Annotated in this window: 19 protein-coding genes, 2 tRNA genes and 1 pseudogene; 15 read left to right on the forward strand and 7 right to left on the reverse strand. The window is 33.8% G+C overall.

Annotated features, from left to right (window positions below; genetic code table 11):
* The 4 genes and pseudogenes from QHH19_02220 to QHH19_02235 all read left to right on the forward strand — a co-directional run.
* Positions 1-235 (forward strand): hypothetical protein (locus tag QHH19_02220; protein ID MDH7517148.1); only part of this gene is annotated, 235 nt, incomplete at its 5' end.
* 7 nt (positions 236-242) lie between these two features.
* A complete protein-coding gene (locus QHH19_02225) occupies positions 243-800 on the forward strand; it encodes an MFS transporter (GenBank protein ID MDH7517149.1) in 558 nt (185 codons plus the stop codon).
* 79 nt (positions 801-879) lie between these two features.
* Positions 880-1,218, forward strand: a complete 339-nt coding sequence (locus tag QHH19_02230) for an SCP2 sterol-binding domain-containing protein (GenBank protein MDH7517150.1) — start codon at positions 880-882, stop codon at positions 1,216-1,218.
* 53 nt (positions 1,219-1,271) lie between these two features.
* A pseudogene (locus QHH19_02235) lies at positions 1,272-1,829 on the forward strand (SDR family oxidoreductase).
* Between the two features lie 26 nt (positions 1,830-1,855).
* Here QHH19_02235 and QHH19_02240 read toward each other — a convergent pair.
* Complete coding sequence (locus QHH19_02240) at positions 1,856-2,527, reverse strand: 3-keto-5-aminohexanoate cleavage protein (GenBank protein MDH7517151.1); 672 nt, start codon at positions 2,525-2,527, stop codon at positions 1,856-1,858.
* On the reverse strand, positions 2,487-2,672 hold the full coding sequence (locus QHH19_02245) for a 3-keto-5-aminohexanoate cleavage protein (protein ID MDH7517152.1): 186 nt from the start codon (positions 2,670-2,672) through the stop codon (positions 2,487-2,489). Before QHH19_02245 ends, QHH19_02240 begins: the two co-directional genes overlap by 41 nt.
* A 135-nt stretch (positions 2,673-2,807) precedes the next feature.
* On the opposite strand from QHH19_02245, the gene QHH19_02250 reads away from it, so the two are divergent.
* Complete coding sequence (locus tag QHH19_02250) at positions 2,808-3,641, forward strand: aldo/keto reductase (GenBank protein ID MDH7517153.1); 834 nt, start codon at positions 2,808-2,810, stop codon at positions 3,639-3,641.
* A gap of 30 nt (positions 3,642-3,671) precedes the next feature.
* Here QHH19_02250 and QHH19_02255 read toward each other — a convergent pair.
* A tRNA-Glu gene (locus QHH19_02255) sits at positions 3,672-3,744 on the reverse strand.
* 342 nt (positions 3,745-4,086) lie between these two features.
* Positions 4,087-4,159, reverse strand: a tRNA-Gln gene (locus QHH19_02260).
* A 103-nt stretch (positions 4,160-4,262) separates the two neighbouring features.
* On the opposite strand from QHH19_02260, the gene QHH19_02265 reads away from it, so the two are divergent.
* The 5 genes from QHH19_02265 (at position 4,263) to QHH19_02285 (ending at position 8,624) form a co-directional block, all read left to right on the forward strand.
* A complete protein-coding gene (locus tag QHH19_02265; protein MDH7517154.1) occupies positions 4,263-4,742 on the forward strand; it encodes a CinA family protein in 480 nt (159 codons plus the stop codon).
* A complete protein-coding gene (gene rtcA, locus QHH19_02270) occupies positions 4,743-5,780 on the forward strand; it encodes an RNA 3'-terminal phosphate cyclase (protein ID MDH7517155.1) in 1,038 nt (345 codons plus the stop codon).
* A 37-nt stretch (positions 5,781-5,817) separates the two neighbouring features.
* Entirely contained in the window at positions 5,818-6,576 is a 759-nt protein-coding gene (locus tag QHH19_02275) for a metallophosphoesterase (protein MDH7517156.1), read from the forward strand.
* A gap of 77 nt (positions 6,577-6,653) precedes the next feature.
* Positions 6,654-7,901 (forward strand): inorganic phosphate transporter, encoded by a 1,248-nt coding sequence (locus QHH19_02280; GenBank protein MDH7517157.1) that lies wholly within the window; start codon positions 6,654-6,656, stop codon positions 7,899-7,901.
* A 27-nt stretch (positions 7,902-7,928) separates the two neighbouring features.
* On the forward strand, positions 7,929-8,624 hold the full coding sequence (locus QHH19_02285; GenBank protein ID MDH7517158.1) for a TIGR00153 family protein: 696 nt from the start codon (positions 7,929-7,931) through the stop codon (positions 8,622-8,624).
* Positions 8,625-8,630: 6 nt separating this feature from the next.
* Here QHH19_02285 and QHH19_02290 read toward each other — a convergent pair whose 3' ends face one another.
* On the reverse strand, positions 8,631-9,641 hold the full coding sequence (locus tag QHH19_02290) for a PhoU domain-containing protein (protein ID MDH7517159.1): 1,011 nt from the start codon (positions 9,639-9,641) through the stop codon (positions 8,631-8,633).
* A gap of 136 nt (positions 9,642-9,777) precedes the next feature.
* Here QHH19_02290 and QHH19_02295 point away from each other — a divergent pair, with 136 nt between their 5' ends.
* The 5 genes from QHH19_02295 (at position 9,778) to QHH19_02315 (ending at position 14,570) form a co-directional block, all read left to right on the forward strand.
* Complete coding sequence (locus QHH19_02295) at positions 9,778-10,659, forward strand: substrate-binding domain-containing protein (GenBank protein MDH7517160.1); 882 nt, start codon at positions 9,778-9,780, stop codon at positions 10,657-10,659.
* A gap of 86 nt (positions 10,660-10,745) precedes the next feature.
* On the forward strand, positions 10,746-12,683 hold the full coding sequence (pstA, locus tag QHH19_02300; GenBank protein MDH7517161.1) for a phosphate ABC transporter permease PstA: 1,938 nt from the start codon (positions 10,746-10,748) through the stop codon (positions 12,681-12,683).
* A 4-nt stretch (positions 12,684-12,687) separates the two neighbouring features.
* Positions 12,688-13,449: a phosphate ABC transporter ATP-binding protein PstB gene (gene pstB, locus QHH19_02305; protein ID MDH7517162.1), complete on the forward strand. Its 762-nt coding sequence runs from the start codon at positions 12,688-12,690 to the stop codon at positions 13,447-13,449.
* A gap of 12 nt (positions 13,450-13,461) precedes the next feature.
* Complete coding sequence (phoU, locus tag QHH19_02310; protein MDH7517163.1) at positions 13,462-14,160, forward strand: phosphate signaling complex protein PhoU; 699 nt, start codon at positions 13,462-13,464, stop codon at positions 14,158-14,160.
* Entirely contained in the window at positions 14,157-14,570 is a 414-nt protein-coding gene (locus QHH19_02315) for an arsenate reductase ArsC (GenBank protein ID MDH7517164.1), read from the forward strand. The genes phoU and QHH19_02315 overlap by 4 nt, the downstream gene beginning before the upstream one ends.
* Positions 14,571-14,733: 163 nt before the next feature.
* Here the strand turns inward: QHH19_02315 and QHH19_02320 are convergent, their stop codons facing one another.
* Both QHH19_02320 and QHH19_02325 read right to left on the reverse strand, forming a co-directional pair.
* Positions 14,734-15,612, reverse strand: coding sequence for an ARMT1-like domain-containing protein (locus QHH19_02320; GenBank protein ID MDH7517165.1), 879 nt, complete (start codon positions 15,610-15,612; stop codon positions 14,734-14,736).
* Between the two features lie 36 nt (positions 15,613-15,648).
* Positions 15,649-17,241, reverse strand: a complete 1,593-nt coding sequence (locus QHH19_02325) for a tRNA uridine(34) 5-carboxymethylaminomethyl modification radical SAM/GNAT enzyme Elp3 (GenBank protein MDH7517166.1) — start codon at positions 17,239-17,241, stop codon at positions 15,649-15,651.
* Positions 17,242-17,503 lie beyond the last annotated feature (262 nt).

A 17,503-nucleotide genomic window follows, 5' to 3' on the forward strand; every position in this document is an offset into this window, starting at 1 on the left:
AACGGAACCTAGAGAAAGAGGAGAAACCAGTGGATATATGCAGGCGTTCAACATCCTTGGTACTATCCTAGCTTTTGGGGCTGCAGCCGCAGTTTGGGAGACAAGTCATACATTGACCCTTGTTATTTTTGCTATAGTAGTTACTATTTTTTCTTCAATTACAATTTTAACAGTAGAAGAAAAAAAAAAAATCAATTACAAAAAAGGAAAAAGAACCGCTCTCATCAATTATTAAAGATTTTATAAAAGAAAAAGAGTTTGTAAAATTTATGATGACCTCCATATTCTGGTGGTTTGCTATAGGCACGCTTCAACCGTTTTTTGTTCTTTATGCTAAAAATAAATTACTTTTAGATGAATCCTCAGCACTTATATTTATGGGGATATTTACAGCCATCCTTGTTCTATGTGCAGTTCCAGTGGGCATATTTGCTGACAGGATTGGTAAAAAACGTATTATCAGTATAGGTGTTATTATTGCAGCTATTGGATTAGGTATAGGTGCGTTCACTACTGAGGTTACATTGATTTACATTGCTATGGGAATGGCCGGACTTGGATTTGGTGTTATCATAGTGTTAAATTTTGCTTTAACAGCAGATCTGCTTCCAAAGGGAAAAGAGGGGAAATTCATGGGTCTTGGAAACATCTTTTACGCTGCACCACAGATGATTGCTGCTCCATTTGTTGGTTTTTTAATCAGTACATTTAGCAATAATTACCAGATAATTTTTTATGTTACACCAATATCATTAATCATAGGTTTCATTTTATTACAAAGAGTAAAAATAACAACCTAATTTTTAGAAAATATCAAACTATTTATACTCAAGTAAATATTTGGCAAATGTTTATAAAAACTGGAGGTCGAGTATTAAAATGGCAACAAAAGAGGAAGTTTTGAAAGGATTAAATAAAGTGAAATCTAGACTTGATGATCCAGGAACAAAAGAAAAATTTAAGGATTTTACAAAAAAGATGCAGTTTACATTTACAGATCTTAACACGAACTATGTAATGGATATAGTTAACGGAGAAGCAAAATCTTTGAAAGAAGAAACCGTAGAAAAACCTGACATAATGGTCACAATAAAAAGTGATATTTTTCTTGCGATACTTGATAAAAAGATAAACCCCGTTACATCATATATGACTGGTAAAATAAAGGTTAAGGGATCTATGGGTGATTTATTAAAACTTCAGAAAATCATGTTTTAGATAAATCAACTTAGTTTATAATTAAAAGTTATTCGTGTTATTGGGAGGATAAAATGGATCTTGAAGGAAAAGTAGCGATTGTAACTGGCGCGGCATCTGGTATTGGCCGTGCAACCGCAATTTTGTTTGCAAAAGAGGGCGCAAAGGTTGTAATCGCAGATATCAACGATAGTGGTGGCAAAGAGACAGAAAAAATAATGAAAAAAGAAGGAGGGCAAGCTCTTTTTGTTCATGCGGATGTATCAAAAGAGCTAGATGTAAAAAACATGGTAAAAACTGTGAAAGAATCCTATGGTAAGATTGATATCCTTGTTAACAACGTAGGAGTTGTACTTGTTAAACCAATTATAGAAACAACAGAGCAGGGTTTTGAAAAGGTTGTTAATACAAATTATAAAAGTGTGTTTCTTTGTACAAAACATGTTTTACCATAAATGAAAAAAGGTGCGATAGTAAACGTTGCATCTATATCTGGTCATGTGGGGCAGATAAACCATGCAATATATGGTGGAACAAAAGGTGCTATTATCGCATTAACACGAGCTCTTGCATGGGAACTTGCACCTCTTGGTATTAGAGTTAATAGTATCAGCCCTGGTTCTGTTGAAACTCCTATGCTTTTGGGTGATGTAGAAATTCAAGCGAAAAGACTTGGCGTTTCCATGGATAAAATCAGGAAAGAAAGATCAGATATCTCTCTTCCTTTTTCTTTGCTGAGTTTCACAATTTTTTTGACTAACTCAGCGTTGTCTTTTGCTAGTACCCCTTTCTTCAAATAAGGATAATCTTCAGTCCCTACTCTAACATGTTTATTTAATTCGATAGCACGTGTTAATACAATCTCTTGATCTGGCCCCATAACACTCACAGAGCATACACATTCAGCAGGAAGATATTTGATCCTGTGCTCTAACTCATCCTTTGTAGGCGGAGACCAAGTTCCGCCAGGCCAACCAAGAAACTGTGTGAGAAAATAAGGTTTTTCTACTAATTTTTTTCCAATCAGAAAATTCAAATTCCATATAGAGCCATAATGCCAGACTTCAAATTCAGGCTTAATCTTTTTTTCTCTACATAACTTGCAGTAGTTTTCTAATTCCTTTCGTGTATGTAATCTATTTACTTCAATGCCGGAAAAGTATTCATCATGATGATTAAGGATAATCGACACCATATCAGGTTTAGATCCAAACAACTCATGTCTTTCTTGTATTAGGTCGCTAGACATACCACCTTGTATTATTATGTCGCATTTATCTCTAATTAATTCAACTGTTTTTTTTACATGCGTTTTTAGGTAAATGAACATGTGCGATGCTCGCTCCTTCGTTGTAACATTTATACACTATCTCTGCTATTTCTTCTGGTGTTTTTGGATAATTCTTTGCCTCTGGATATATCCATGCATTAGCTGTAGTAACGGTGACAATAAGCTTTTCTTGTGATGTTTTCATTGAATATCACCTAAGCAATTTTGTTTTCACTTAAATAGCTTTCTTTTAGGTTAAGTGTTAAAAATGAGAGAGACTGATTATTCGTTGCACAAATTTATTTAGCCTTTTATTATTCTCCAGACTGAGGTAGTATACATGCGTTTAACTGAACTAGGTAAAACTGGTGAAAAAATTCCTGTAATCGGACAAGGTACTTGGGGCATTAAAGCAAGAAAGCCTAAGGATAATTACGATCAGTGGAAAAAATCATTGAGACGTGGGATAGAGTTGGGTATGACACATATAGATACTGCAGAGGCGTACGGTTGGGGCATATCTGAGCGTATTGTTGGAGAGGTTGTAGCTGAGTATAGCAGAGATGAGTTGTTTATTACTAGCAAACTACTTCCAACACATTTCCGTTATTCACAAATGAAAAAAGCAGCAGAAAAGAGTCTTAAACGTTTGGGCCTTAAATATTTTGATCTGTACTTGATTCATTATCCTAATCCATTTATACCTATTAAGAGAAGTGTGCGATTGCTTGAAGATCTTCTCGTCGAAGGAGAAACGCGGTATATTGGAGTTAGCAACTTCTCCGTAGAAAAATTTCAGAATGCACAAGAGTGTTTGAAGAAGGCAGAACTTGTTAATACTCAGCTTCGTACAAACGTGGTCCATCAAAAACACATAATAAATAATCTATCATTCTATAGAAAACATGGCGTTACTCTTACTGCTTATAGTCCTCTTGGTCATAAAGGTTTAAAGAATATAAATGAAGAACTGATGCACAAACTTGAGAAAATCGCAGAGAAACACAACGCAACCATCCATCAAATAGCTATTGCGTGGCTAGTTAATATTGATGGCGTAATTACAATCCCAAAGGCGTTCCAGCTTAATCATGTAGAATCTAATGCATTGGCTGGTGAAATAGTTCTATCAGATAATGAAATAAATCTTGTTGCTGAAAGTCGTATAAAATAGTAAAATATTTCTTTTTAGGACAATAAAAAGTGCTCCTGTCGGGATTTGAACCCGAGTCACCAGCTCGAAAGGCTGGGATGATTGGCCACTACACTACAGGAGCAAAAACCTATTTGTCTCTATAAGGGTATCCCAAGAATGCTAAAATACTTATTTAAAACTACGCTATTCCTATAAAGTAACCAAAAAAAAAATTTGATTTTGTAGAGTTCTTTATAGATTATATGTTATTTTATAGGGTTACCAGGTGTCTCTTTCGCTTTCTTCTGTTTCTTCTTCCTCTTCAATCTCTTCTTCTTTATCTATATCTCGTGAGTGAACTCTTCCTTTTTTTTCCTGTTTTTTTTGCCATAATCCCAATTCCTCTCTTCTTTTTTGAGTATGGGTAGTTGAATCAATTGATGTTTATAAAACTTACTAGAATAATTTCAGAGATGGTGTTTAGTAGCCCTGAGCGGATTCGAACCGCTGTCGTCGGCTCCAAAGGCCGAAATGATTGACCACTACACCACAGGGCTATAAAATTTATATGTCTTGTAATGGGAGTGGATTATAATATCTATATATAACTTTTAACATACGGTACCTAACAAATATTACTAATTCGAAGGATGATTATCTTTGATTGACGAAAAACTCTTAGAGAATGTTTCTGCTAAGCTAAAGAAAAGTGGTTTGACTATTGCCACAGCTGAGTCTTGCACTGGTGGATTGATTGCTCATACTCTTACTAATATTTCTGGTAGCTCAGATTATTTCGACAGGGGTGTTGTATCATATAGTAATAGATCTAAAGTTGAGTTGCTAGGTGTACCTGAAGAATTAATAAAGCAGTATGGTGCTGTCAGTGAACAAGTAGCTAAGGCTATGGCAGAGGGCATAAGAAAAAAATCAAAGGTTGACATAGGGGTGGCTACAACTGGCATAGCTGGTCCAACTGGTGGTACAAAAGATAAACCTGTTGGTCTTGTTTACATCGCTGTTTCTACAACCGATAATACAGTTGTTAAAAGATTTCAGTTTAGTGGCAACCGCCTTAAAAACAAAGAGAGTACGTGCAATGCTGCATTGAATATGATTTTGGATTTTTTAAAAAGATAAATGGTGGTATCTCTGTTAACTATTGATGGTTCCTATGGCGAGGGTGGGGGGCAGATACTCAGAACTGCTGTGGCCCTGTCTGTTGTCACAAAAAAACCTGTTGAGATAGTCAACATTCGTTCTAAACGCCCTGATCCTGGTATTAAACCACAGCATTACGTTGCAATAAAAAGCATGGAGGAGCTTTGCGGCGGTGAATCAACTGATCTAGAGATAGGTTCCTCCCATCTAATATTTAAACCAGGTGAGATAAAAGGGGGAAACTATAAGTTTGATATAGGCACAGCTGGTAGCATCACACTAGTCTTCCAAGCACTTTTACTATCTGCTTTTAAGACACATGAGCCAATTACCATAAATGTTAAGGGTGGTACAGATGTTAAATGGGCTCCGTCATGGGATTACTTCAACTATGTGTTTTTGTCGCTCTTGAAAAAAATGGGTGTTTCTGTCGATGCCCAGTTGATAAAAAGAGGTTATTACCCAAAAGGTGGCGGTGAAGGATCAATAACAATAAAACCATCCAGTATGCTTCATCCTCTGTTTTTAGATGAAAAACAAAATTTTACCATAGTGGACGGCATCATTCACAGTGCTAATCTACCAGAGGACATTGGTAAGAGGATGAAACATGCTGCAATAAAAACATTAATGAAAAAAAACCTAAAGGCCAATATAACATTTGAGGATAACCCTGCTTTTTCCACTGGTATTGGTATCACTCTCTGGACAAAGTCAGATAGCTCTATTTTAGGTTCTACCATGCTTGGTGAACGTGGTGTTCCTGCTGAAAAAATCGGTGGTGATGCTGCATTGAATTTAATAAAAGATATCGAGTCTGGTGCCAACATTGATCCTTATGCTTTCGATCAAGTTATTCCATATCTTGCGATTATACATGGTGGTTCATCTTGTGTTGTTAGAGAGATTAGTAATCACGCGAAAACAAACATGTGGCTTGTCAAACAGTTTTTTGACATTGATTTTAAGCTTGAAAAATTTGGTAACGCAACTATAGTGACTGTAGGTTCTATATAGACAAAAAATATAAACACAGATCATTTTATTGAGTTCTATGAGAATAGCACACATATCTGATATACATTTTAATTTTGGAACAGATTTTAATGAAAAAGTTTATGAAAAAGCTGTTAAAATTTTAAATAAGATTAATCCTGATTTGGTTTTTATTTCAGGTGATATTACAACAGATGGACTGCTTTCTGAATATGATTTAGCAAATGAAAAATTAAAAGAAATTAATTTTAAACAAGTGGTTGTTCCTGGTAACCATGATGAAAGAAACTTAGGTTTTAAGTTGTTTCGAGAGTTTTTTGGTAAAACAGATTTTATTAAAACTTTTGATCAAGTTAATTTAGTTGCTCTTTCCTCCAGTGAACCTGATAAAGATGATGGTAGACTTGGTAGAGGTAGACATGAGTTTATTGAGCGTGCAATTAAAAAGAAAAATAAAATGACATTTGTTGGTTTTCATCATCATTTGGTTCCTGTGCCTAATTCTGGTAGAGAGGCAAATATTATTGAGGATGCTGGTGAAACACTTGATATAATATTAAGAAATAAAATTCCTCTTGTATTAATGGGGCACAGACATGTTCCATGGGCAGTTAAAATACATAAAACTTTACTAGTTAATGCTGGAACTTTTTCTTGTAATCGTACCCGTGCTCATCTTGGTAATACTTTTAATGTTATTGATATAAATAAAGATATTATTGAAATCACTGTTGTAAATATTAGAAAAGAAAAATTTAAAAAAATGATAGATTTTAATACACAAAATGGCTTTTATTTAAATAAAAATTACGATTAATAAAGAAAAATTATTATTTTTTTCGTAATCTTTATCATTAATTTTCTTATTCATATTTTGCTTTAAGGAGGAGGTTATTGTTAGATTATACTTTAATATTAATTACCGGTGGTGCCTGTGCTATTGGTTTTTACCTGGCATGGTCCATTGGTGCTAATGATGTTTCAAATGCTATGGCAACGGCAGTTGGTGCCCGTGCAATTACTTATAAGCAAGCAGCCTTAATTGCTGGTGTATTAATTTTTTTTGGTGCAGTCTTTGTTGGACCACATGTTACTGAAACAATAAAAAGTAAAATCATTGATATTAACGTTATTAATAACTCGTTGGTTTTATTATTAGGTTTTATTTCGTCATTATTGGCTGCTGCTATTTGGTCAAGTTTAGCTACTTGGAAAGAAATGCCAATTTCAACAACACATTCAATTATTGGTGCTATGATTGGTTTTGGCATTGTCGCAGGTGGTTTTAATTCTGTGAATTGGTTTGAGGTTGAACGAGTTGCTGCTAGTTGGGTGCTTTCACCATTTAGTGGTTGTATACTTTCTTTTATTGTTTTCCGCATTATTGTAAGATTAATTTTTGTAAGGAGCAATCCTGTTAAATCAACAAAAATTGTTGGACCTTTTATTATTGGTATAACTTTTTTTATAATAACAACTTCTTTGTTATTAAAAACAGAATTGGGTAACAAAATTGGTATTGCAGAATTTGAAAATACTTTTATTGTTTCAATAGTTGTTTCAGTAATTGCTATTTTTTTGTCAATGTTTTTTTTACGTAAAATAGAAACAAAATCAATTAATGATTATGATACTGTTGAAAACATTTTCCGTAGATTACAGGTTATTACTTCTTGTTATGTTGCATTTTCAATAGGTGCAAATGATGTTGCCAATGCCATTGGTCCAGTTGCTGCTATTATTCCTTTGGCAAATAACCAAGGCTTAGATTCAACAACTGAAATCCCAATATTTTTACTTATTATAGGTGGTGTCGGTATGGCTTTTGGTTGTTTAACTTTTGGTTATAAAGTTATGAAAACCATGGGTGAACGTATCACAAAACTTACAAACTCCCGTGGTTTTGCTGTTGATTTTGGTGTTGCAACAACTGTTCTTTTTGCTTCAAAACTTGGTCTTCCAATTTCTACATCTCATACAGCTGTTGGTGCAATTATTGGTGTTGGACTTGCAAGAGGACTTGATGCGGTAGATTTAAAGGTGATTAAAAAAATTATAAATTCTTGGTTGTTAACTTTGCCTATTGCTGCTTTTACTTCATCAGTAATATTTATAGTTATGAAAATAATATTAAAAATATAAGATTATTAAATGAAAGGAGAAAAAATTATGGATAAAGAAATGCATTTCAGGGCACCAGTTTCAGAAGCCTATAGAAGAAAATCACCATTTGATCAGCTACTTGAGCATATGAGTAAAATTAGGGAATGTATAAACATTCTAAGAGATGGGTTAATTCGTTATTATAAAGGTGATTATAAGGATTTTTCACAATTAACTGAAAAGGTTTCATCACTTGAGCATGAGGCTGATATTATCAAAGGAAATCTAAGAAATCATCTTCCTAGTTCACTGTTTATGCCGGTTGATAAAGGAAAATTTTTATGGGCTTTACGTGAACAAGATGCTATATTAGATCATGCTGAAAATCTTGTTCAAATGCTTGATATTAGACATACAAAAATTCCTGATGAACTTAAAGAAATTTTTATTGAACATGCTAAGTTGGTAGTAAAAACAGTTGTTGCAATGGAGGAAGCTGTGGAAAGCATAAAAAATCTTGTTGAAACAAGTTTTGTTCAAAAAGAACGGGAACAAACTAAAGAACTTATTCATAAGGTTCATGAATATGAATGGCAGGCTGATCAGAAAAAATATGATGTGACAAAAGGAATTTATAAACTTGAAAAAAAACTAAATCCAATGGATGTGTACCATCTTCTTAAAATAGCAGACTGGGTTGATGATATTGCTGATCATGCAGAAAATGTTGCTGATTGGCTACGCTCGATGATTGCAAAATAATACTTTTTATTTATTTTTTTCATTTATTAGATAATTGATTACTGTTTCTGATATATCTTCTGCGTATTCACCAATTCTTATTACACTATCAACAAAATAACCAATAGAAAGAGCAACAGATCCTTTCTGTTCTAATGCAAAGGCATTTATTTCTTCACATATTTTTTCTAATTTATTTACCGATTCAATATTTTCATTGCAACTATGTATGTCTTTTTTAAAAAATGATGTAATGCTTTTATTAAAAATATCTAGTGAAAGGTAACCTGCATTAATTAATTGATTAATACTTTTTTTATTAAGTTTACTATTTAAAAGAATAGGAATGTTTTCTGATATTTTAACAGTATGATCAGCTATACGTTCAATAATTCTACTGATAAGAAAACATGTTGTAGCAAAATTTGTAGTAATTTCCATTTTTTCTGTTAAGCTTATATTTTGTAAGATAATATTGTATTGTCTAGCTATAAGCCAATTAAGTCTATCGATTTCGTTTTCTCTTAAGGTAATTTCATTTATTAATTCTAGATTTTTACTTTGTAAAGCTTTCATTAAATCTTCATAAACACCTTTAACGATTATATGCATTCGTTTTATTGTTCTATCAAATGACATTTCTGCAGGATTAAGAAGGTCTTTTAAAATTATTGTTGTATCTGTTTCTTCAATCACTTCATGACCTATTGCCATTAAGGTAAATGTGCGTATAACATTAAGAATTGAAGGTGACATTCTTGTAGGTGAGATAATTTTAATTAATGTAAATCCTGAAATATATGCTGCAATAAGACTACGTAATAAACAACTTTGTTTAGTATTTGGGCTTGCTACTATTTCTTTAAATCTTTGTGTTGATTCTTGTATCATTTTTGGAGTTACAAGCAAGGTTCCATCTGATTGTACATAGATACCTAGAGGATCGTTTTTTTTGATTTTTAATGATTTTATCCATTCTTTTGGTAAGGTTAAAACATAAGAGGAACCACCTGTTACTTGAACACGTCTAATTTCCATGGGTTTCACAATTTTTCAAGAAAACTAATTAGATTATAAATATTTCTATAGTTCTATATTCATCTCAATTGTTAATTTATAACATTATATTGTATATAGATAAAATATATATTTTTATTAAAATTACCCTAAAAAGGTGATTAGTATAAATAAAAAAGGATGTAAAGAACAAAAAATTATATTTTTTGGTGTATGCACATTCTTAATACTATTAACTTTAGTATTTAGTGGTTGTTTGCAATCAGAAACACCACAAGAATTAACTATTGTGGTGGTTGGACGAGATAGTGCATCAGGAACACGTGAATTTTTTTGGGAACATGTGATGAAAAAAGAAAATTTTACAAGTAACATGTTAGAAAAAAATTCAAATGGAGCTGTTTATCAAACCGTTTCAACAACAAAAGGAGCAATAGGCTATATTGGATTATGGTATCTAGACGAAAACGTTAAAGCGTTAAAAATTAATGGAATCGAACCAACAGTTGCTAATGTTTTAGCAGGAACTTACCCTATTTCTAGATCATTGAATATGTTTACCAATGGGGAGCCAACTGGAGTTGCACTGGAATTTTTAAAATACATTGATAGCAATGAAGGACAAAAAATTGTAGAAGAAGAAGGATTTGTTCCAAAAACATCAACAGGACCATATGTAAAAGTACAAGGACTAAGCGGTAGCATAACAGTTGTTGGATCAACAACCGTATTACCTGTTGCGCAACTTGCTGCAGAAGAATTTAACAAATTATATGGAACTAACTTGGTAGCAGTAAGTGGAGGAGGATCAAGTGTTGGTGTACAATCAGTTGGGGAAGGAACAGCAACAATAGGTATGGCCTCAAGAGAATTGAAAACAAGCGAATTAGAATCTTATCCAAATCTGATAAAGCATATTGTTTGTAATGATGGAATAGCTGTCATAGTGCATCCAGATAATAATTATGTAAATGATTTAACACTTGAACAATTAAAAGATATCTACATTGGAAAATATACAAACTGGAATGAACTATAAAAACCTTCATAAAAAAATTATTTTTTTTTCCAAAATTCTTTTTAATACAAAACACATGATGTAGCAACTCAAGGAGTATTAAACTGATGAATGTTGATTCAAAAAAGAAAAATATTTTTTCTTTTTCAAAAAAAAATCTAAAAGAAAAAACCATAAAATCTATTTTTTTTATAACAGCAATATTTGGTGTAATAATCATTTTTTCAATTCTTTTTTTTCTATTAAAAGAAACAATACCACTGCCTACTGATTTATGGAGTTTTTTATCAGGAGCAAAATGGAGTCCAACTGAGCAATTAAAATTTGGTACTTACCCTCTTATTGTTGGAACATTACTTGTAACCTTGGGGGCCATGGTTATTGCTATACCCCTAAGCATAGGCGCAGCAATATTTATTTCTGAGATTGCATCACATCGACTTCGATCCATTATTAAACCAGCAATTGAACTTCTTGCTGGAATACCCTCAGTTGTATACGGCTTTTTTGGATTAATTGTTCTTATAACTTGGATAAAAGATTTTTTTGGAGTACCAACAGGTGAGTCTTGGCTTGCAGGTTCAATAATTCTTGGTATAATGGCAATCCCAACAATTACAACTGTTGCAGAAGATGCTTTAAAAGCTGTTCCACGAGATTACAAAGAAGGCTCTCTTGCAATGGGAGCAACAAAATGGCAAACAATAAAACAAGTTGTAATACCATCAGCCTTATCAGGAATTACTGCCGCAATCATTCTTGGAATTGGTCGAGCGGTTGGAGAAACCATGGCTATTTTAATGGTTTGTGGAAATGCAGCAATATTACCCAGTCCATTATGGAATGTGTTTTCACCAATTCGAACACTTACCTCAACCCTGGGAATAGAAACAGCTGAAGTACCGGTTGGGGGTCCTCATTATCATGCGCTTTTTGGTATCGCGGTTATTCTTTTGATTATCACTTTAATTATTAACCTAACTGCAGTTTATCTTTTATCAGTAATACAGAAAAAACATAGTGCTATTAAAAGGCAGAAAAAACAAATTATTTCTATTGCCTTAACTATTAAAATAAAAAAAATTTTTATGTCTATTATTCTTTTTTTCCTACTAATTTTTATTTATATTGTAACAGGTTTAATTGTAACTAGTATTTTCGTATTTATTAGTATTTTCATTTGGTTCTTTATCAAAAAAATATCACAGAAAACTATTCAAAAAATAGCCTTTTCAACAATCACTGCATCAATTATCATTATTGTTATTTTACTTGGCATTATTTTATCTTATATTATTGTTAATGGTATTGGTGTATTAAACTGGGAATTTTTAACAGAAGTGCCACGTAATCTTGGTAGAACAGGAGGTATTTCAACAGCTATTATCGGCACATTATACCTTGTTGCAGGAGCAATAGCAATTGCATTACCAATTGGAGTAGGTGCATCAATTTATCTAACCGAGTATACAAAAGAAAATATTTTGACAAAAATCATTCGCACAGCTGCTGATCTACTTAATGGAACACCATCAATTGTTTTTGGCCTTTTTGGTTTTTCTTTTTTTGTTTTGTATTTAAACTTTGGGTTTTCATTGCTCGCAGGGCAAATAACTTTGGCTTTTATGATAATCCCAACAATTTTAAGAACAACAGAAGAAGCCCTGCGTAGTGTTCCACAATCTATTCGTGAGGGAAGTTATGCAGTTGGTGCAACAAAATGGCAAACCATTAAAAAAGTGGTTTTACCACCAGCAGCACCAGGTATTGTTACAGGAGCGATACTGGGTATTGGAAGAGCTGCTGGTGAAACAGCCCCGATCATGTTTACCGCAGTTGCTTTTTCCTCTTTTTTTCCCTCCTCTTTTTTTGAACCAGTAAACGCATTACCTTACCATTTATTCATTATTGCAACTAATGTACCTGGGTCTGCAGCAAGAGCTGCTGCTGGAGGAACAGCACTTGTTCTTCTACTTCTAGTAATTAGTTTTTATTCTATTGCAATTTTTATTCGTAATCATTATCAAACAAAAATGAAATGGTGAAATCATGGAAAATAAAGAAATAATAAAAACTGTAAACCTAAATTTATGGTATGCAGAAAAACAAGCCTTATTTGACATTAACATTAGTATACCTCCTAATAAAATAACAGCGTTGATTGGTCCTTCAGGTTGCGGAAAATCAACATTAATTAGGTGTTTCAACAGAATGAATGATGTGATTGATAAATGTAAAATAACAGGCAATGTTTTTTTTAATGGAAAAGATATTTATGCATCTGATGCAGATGCTGTTGAGATACGAAAAAAAATTGGCATGGTTTTTCAAAAACCAAATCCTTTCCCAAAAAGCATTTTTGAAAACATAGCATATGGACCACGGGTGCAAGGGATTAATAACAAAAAAGAACTTGAGCAGATTGTTGAAAAAAGTTTGAAAATCGCTGCTTTATGGGATGAGGTTTCTGACAGGCTTTATGAATCAGCAATGGGTCTTTCAGGTGGTCAACAACAAAGGCTGTGCATAGCTCGTGCACTAGCAATAGAACCAGAGATTATTCTCATGGATGAGCCATGCTCATCACTAGATCCTATTGCAACAGCTAAAATAGAGGATTTAATGCTGAAATTAAAAAAGAAATATACGGTGATAATCGTTACACACAATATGCAACAAGCGGCACGTGTGAGTGATTACACTGCATATATGTACCTTGGTAAACTAATTGAGTTTGGTCCGACAAAGCAGATTTTTGAAAACCCGAAAGAAGAATTAACTGAGAAATATATAACTGGTAGATTTGGATGAAGGTGAAGATATATGGTTGAAAAATTCCATGTTGAATTAGAACAGGCAAAGAAAGATGTTGATAATATGGGTCATTTGGCAAAAGACATGCTTTTAAAATCTGTTGAAGCACTGAAGGAGTTAGACAAAGAAAAAGCTGAATGGGTTATGTCTCAGAAGACAAAACTTGCTGATATGGATGATAAAATTGAGGATAAAGCATTAAAACTTATTGCACTTTATCAACCAATGGCAAGGGATTTAAGAGAAATTGCATGTATTTTAAAAATGATTACTTATTTAAACAGAATTGGCAGGTATGGAAAAGATATTGCAAAACTAGTTTTTGAATTTGAAAAAGAGGGTCATGTTAAAAAATTGGTTAGCATACCGCATATGGCTGAAATCGTAAATGGTATGATCAACGATGTGCTTTATGCTTTTGAGACAGGTGATATATCTAAATTCAATGATTTCATTGATAGGGAAAAAACAGTTGATGAACTAAGATACTCTATTTTTAGAGAATGCCTCAGTTATATGATGGAAGACCCCAGGGTTATTACCAGATGCACCTATTATATTATGGTTGCTCGTTATCTTGAGCGTTGTGGTGATCATGCTTGTAAAATTGCTGAAAAAATTGTTTACATGGTTACAGGTCAGCGGGTGGAAATTGATTGCCGTGAACAATCGTCTAAAACTTGTTTCACTGGTGTTAAAAAAGCATGAAGAAAAAAACCGTGCTGTTTTTGTGCACACATAATAGTGCTAGATCCCAGATGGCAGAAGGATTGCTTAATACTATGTTTGGTGATTCTTATGAGGCATCTAGTGCAGGTGTTGAACCAACGCATGTAAGCCCATATGCTGTTGAGGTTATGAGGGAAATTGGTATTGATATCTCAGATCATAGATCAAAAAGCATACAGGAATTTCGTGGTAAAACATTTGATTATGTAGTAACAGTATGTGACAACGCAAAAGAAGTTTGCCCATTTTTTCCAGGTAAGAAAATACTTCATCAGAGTTTTAGAGATCCTAGTGATGTTGATGGTAGCATTGATGAAATTCTGAATTCTTTCAGAGAAATTAGAGATGATATTAAAAAATGGGTTGAGCAGACATTTAGTAAAAAATGATATGCTATTGCCTAACTTTTTTTTGTTTTATAAATTGAATAGTTCATGTCTTTACACAGCTTATAACTTTTATCTCCATAAGATTGTTTTTAGGATATTCATTATATAGTATAACGAAAAGGGTTAGCATATTGTAGACAAATCACAATAAAATGACGAAAAGCTATCGGTATAGTTTTACTGCATTGATGTTAAGTGGTAGATCCATTGATTTTGCTATAGCATTGCATTTTGTTCTCAACAGATAAGCTATAGGATGGTAATCTGTCTCAGAAAAAGACTCATAGTTTGCCATACCTTTACATATGATTAGATCAGCTTTCTTTAAAGTTTTTTTAAGTTTCCCCGGTATCTTTCTAAAATCTACACCGATCGCAAAACAACCAGTGGTCAAAACCTCATCAACTACTTCATTAAACCTAAGTTCCTCTGCATCCTTCGTTGTAGCGTCACTAATAATAGGTTCACCTCTGACTACTAGAGTCAAGAACATGTTTTGGTTAAACTTTTTGAGTTCCCTGCAGAGTATTTTGTCAAACACTATCTCTCCGCAGTTATCAGTAAACAACACAACGTTTTTTGCTTTTTTCAACAAAACCTTAACCTTGGGTGTGTCATCATAACCTAAACCATCAGAGACATATTTTTCGAACAAATCTTTGAGTACATCTGGGTGGCTACTACCACCTTCGATACCAAAATCCAAGGTGTTACCTATGATAGAACAAAGGATACTAGTCCTTAGCGGGTCATCTGATTTTTTAATTAGCTCTTCAACACGCGGAACAAGCGACTGAGCAACCTTGTTACTCAAATCCTTAAGATTTTTATACGGGTCTTTGTCACCAAGAACCTCGTATACCACCCTATGTACCTCTGTCGCTATAACAGCGCTGCATTCATCAGGATCATAAAGCTCAGAGAGTATCTTACAAGCATTTTTGATAACCTTCTTCCTAACATTTGGGTTTTTTGTACTCTGCTCAGTCTCAAAAATAACCCTTTTAAGTAAACATGGTACACACTCAGTTTGTATCTTCATATAAAAAACCCTGAAAACAAAACAGACTATATAGGTTTACCCATGCAAGTTTTTACTTAAATAAACCCCGTCGTCAACAAAACCGAGTTTCCTATAGTACTCCTTCACACCAACACCACTTAGAACAAACAAAAATTTTTTATCAAACTTCTCAAAACAAACACGCTCTGCCTCGTCAACCAGTTCTTTACCGAAGCCTCTATGCTGCCAACCATTTATGTTTTTCTTCCCAATCGGTAACTCTCTGCCGAGTACCTTGAGTTCACGTATAATCATACAAGGCTTCTTCTGCAACTCCAATCTATGCGAACAAACAATGTCACGCAAACGAAGATAACCAACCAGGTAATCGTTTTTTTTGTCAACCAGAGATATAAAAACCTCGCTGCTACCACTCGCCTCATAATAACACGTGTCAAAAACAATATCTTCCTCGTTTATCTCAATTTTATCTTCAAGAGACTTGTGACCTATCTCCCTGCATCTTATACATCGACAGCTATGGCCATGTTTTTTTAGTTCAGCTTCAGCAAGCTGACGTAGGTTACTCTTGTTGACACCAGCCTCTATATGCTGCAGAGGGATATCACGTTGGATACGCTGTATACGAACCCACTCTGGAACAAATTTTTTAATTTCAGCAACCAGCTTTGATGCTTTCTCTGTTGTAAGCGGCAGATATTCACCTTGTTTCCATAACTCATACAACTGTGTTCCTTTAACAGTTAGAGTAGGATAAATCTTTATCATATCAGGTTTAAACAAGTCATCCTCAAAAATAGTTCTAAAAGAATCAATATCTTTTTTTTCATTAGAATCAACAAGACCAGGCATCATATGATAACAAACCTTAAAACCACAATCCTTAGCAATACGGGTAGCGTAGACAGAGTCCATAACAGTATGACCACGGCCCATAGCATACAAAACATCATCATAAACAGATTGCACACCAAGCTCAACACGCGTAGCACCCAGATTCAAAACATGGTCAGCATGCTGCAGTCTAAACCAGTCAGGCCTAGTCTCAACAGTGAGACCAATACACCTTGACCTAGAGATCTCATTAATCTTTTTTGCCTCATCTAAACTAGATGATTGTTTTCCATTAAGTGCATCAAAACATCTTTTAACAAACCACCCCTGATAAAACGGTGAACGTGACGTAAAAGTCCCACCCATAATAATAAAATCAACTTTGTCAACAGCATGACCAATAGATTTTAGCTGTTTAAGCCTGTTGGTAGTCTGCATGAAAGGATCAAAATTGTTCAACAAAGCACGCATAGACGCAGGTTCATAACCAGTGTAACTCTGCGGCGTATTGCTCGATGGTCCACCCGGGCATGGTATGCAACGCCCATGAGGGCACTCAGCAGGAGAAGTCATAACAGCAACAATAGCAACACCAGAAATAGTCCTAGTAGGTTTCTTACGCAGAATCTCAACAGTTAATTCTCTTTCATCATCAGTGAAATCAGATGGTAGACGAGCCAAAATCTCGCTATCAGGAGGAATTGAATCAATGTTATATTTTTTACAAAGCTTCTTCTTAACCTCATGAAGCTCTTTTTTAGACTGAATTCTCTTGGAGAGAATAAGTTCTGTAATCTCAGAGTAAAAAGACATAGAGACCATCATGTCTATTGTAAGATAAATATCTTTTTAATGACCTTTTTTTTGGGGATTAAAGATTTCGGATTCTAATATTTAAAACATATAGATCTTTTATCAAACCCGTGCAAAAAATAATTTTAGAAAGGCATCCCCTCCATTTTTCTGTCTATCAGAGAATGGACAGAATGGTGGATGGGAATGCTTGAAATAGAAATAGAAAAACATGTAAAAAATTATTGGGGAAGTATTGGAAGGCTTTTGAATGACGAAGAGC

Source organism: Candidatus Thermoplasmatota archaeon, from assembly GCA_029907305.1.
Classification (GTDB): domain Archaea; phylum Thermoplasmatota; class E2; order DHVEG-1; family DHVEG-1; genus JARYMC01.

Excerpts from the sequence above, each read along its gene's own strand:
- QHH19_02290 (MDH7517159.1), bottom strand. The coding sequence starts at position 9,641 with ATGGAAATTAGACGTGTTCAAGTAACAGGTGGTTCCTCTTATGTTTTA.
- QHH19_02245 (MDH7517152.1), bottom strand. The coding sequence starts at position 2,672 with ATGAAAACATCACAAGAAAAGCTTATTGTCACCGTTACTACAGCTAAT.
- QHH19_02240 (MDH7517151.1), bottom strand. The coding sequence starts at position 2,527 with ATGTTCATTTACCTAAAAACGCATGTAAAAAAAACAGTTGAATTAATT.
- QHH19_02250 (MDH7517153.1), top strand. The coding sequence starts at position 2,808 with ATGCGTTTAACTGAACTAGGTAAAACTGGTGAAAAAATTCCTGTAATC.
- QHH19_02320 (MDH7517165.1), bottom strand. The coding sequence starts at position 15,612 with ATGAAGATACAAACTGAGTGTGTACCATGTTTACTTAAAAGGGTTATT.
- QHH19_02285 (MDH7517158.1), top strand. The coding sequence starts at position 7,929 with ATGGATAAAGAAATGCATTTCAGGGCACCAGTTTCAGAAGCCTATAGA.
- rtcA (MDH7517155.1), top strand. The coding sequence starts at position 4,743 with ATGGTGGTATCTCTGTTAACTATTGATGGTTCCTATGGCGAGGGTGGG.
- pstB (MDH7517162.1), top strand. The coding sequence starts at position 12,688 with ATGGAAAATAAAGAAATAATAAAAACTGTAAACCTAAATTTATGGTAT.
- QHH19_02275 (MDH7517156.1), top strand. The coding sequence starts at position 5,818 with ATGAGAATAGCACACATATCTGATATACATTTTAATTTTGGAACAGAT.
- QHH19_02230 (MDH7517150.1), top strand. The coding sequence starts at position 880 with ATGGCAACAAAAGAGGAAGTTTTGAAAGGATTAAATAAAGTGAAATCT.
- phoU (MDH7517163.1), top strand. The coding sequence starts at position 13,462 with ATGGTTGAAAAATTCCATGTTGAATTAGAACAGGCAAAGAAAGATGTT.
- QHH19_02325 (MDH7517166.1), bottom strand. The coding sequence starts at position 17,241 with ATGTCTTTTTACTCTGAGATTACAGAACTTATTCTCTCCAAGAGAATT.
- pstA (MDH7517161.1), top strand. The coding sequence starts at position 10,746 with ATGAATGTTGATTCAAAAAAGAAAAATATTTTTTCTTTTTCAAAAAAA.
- QHH19_02315 (MDH7517164.1), top strand. The coding sequence starts at position 14,157 with ATGAAGAAAAAAACCGTGCTGTTTTTGTGCACACATAATAGTGCTAGA.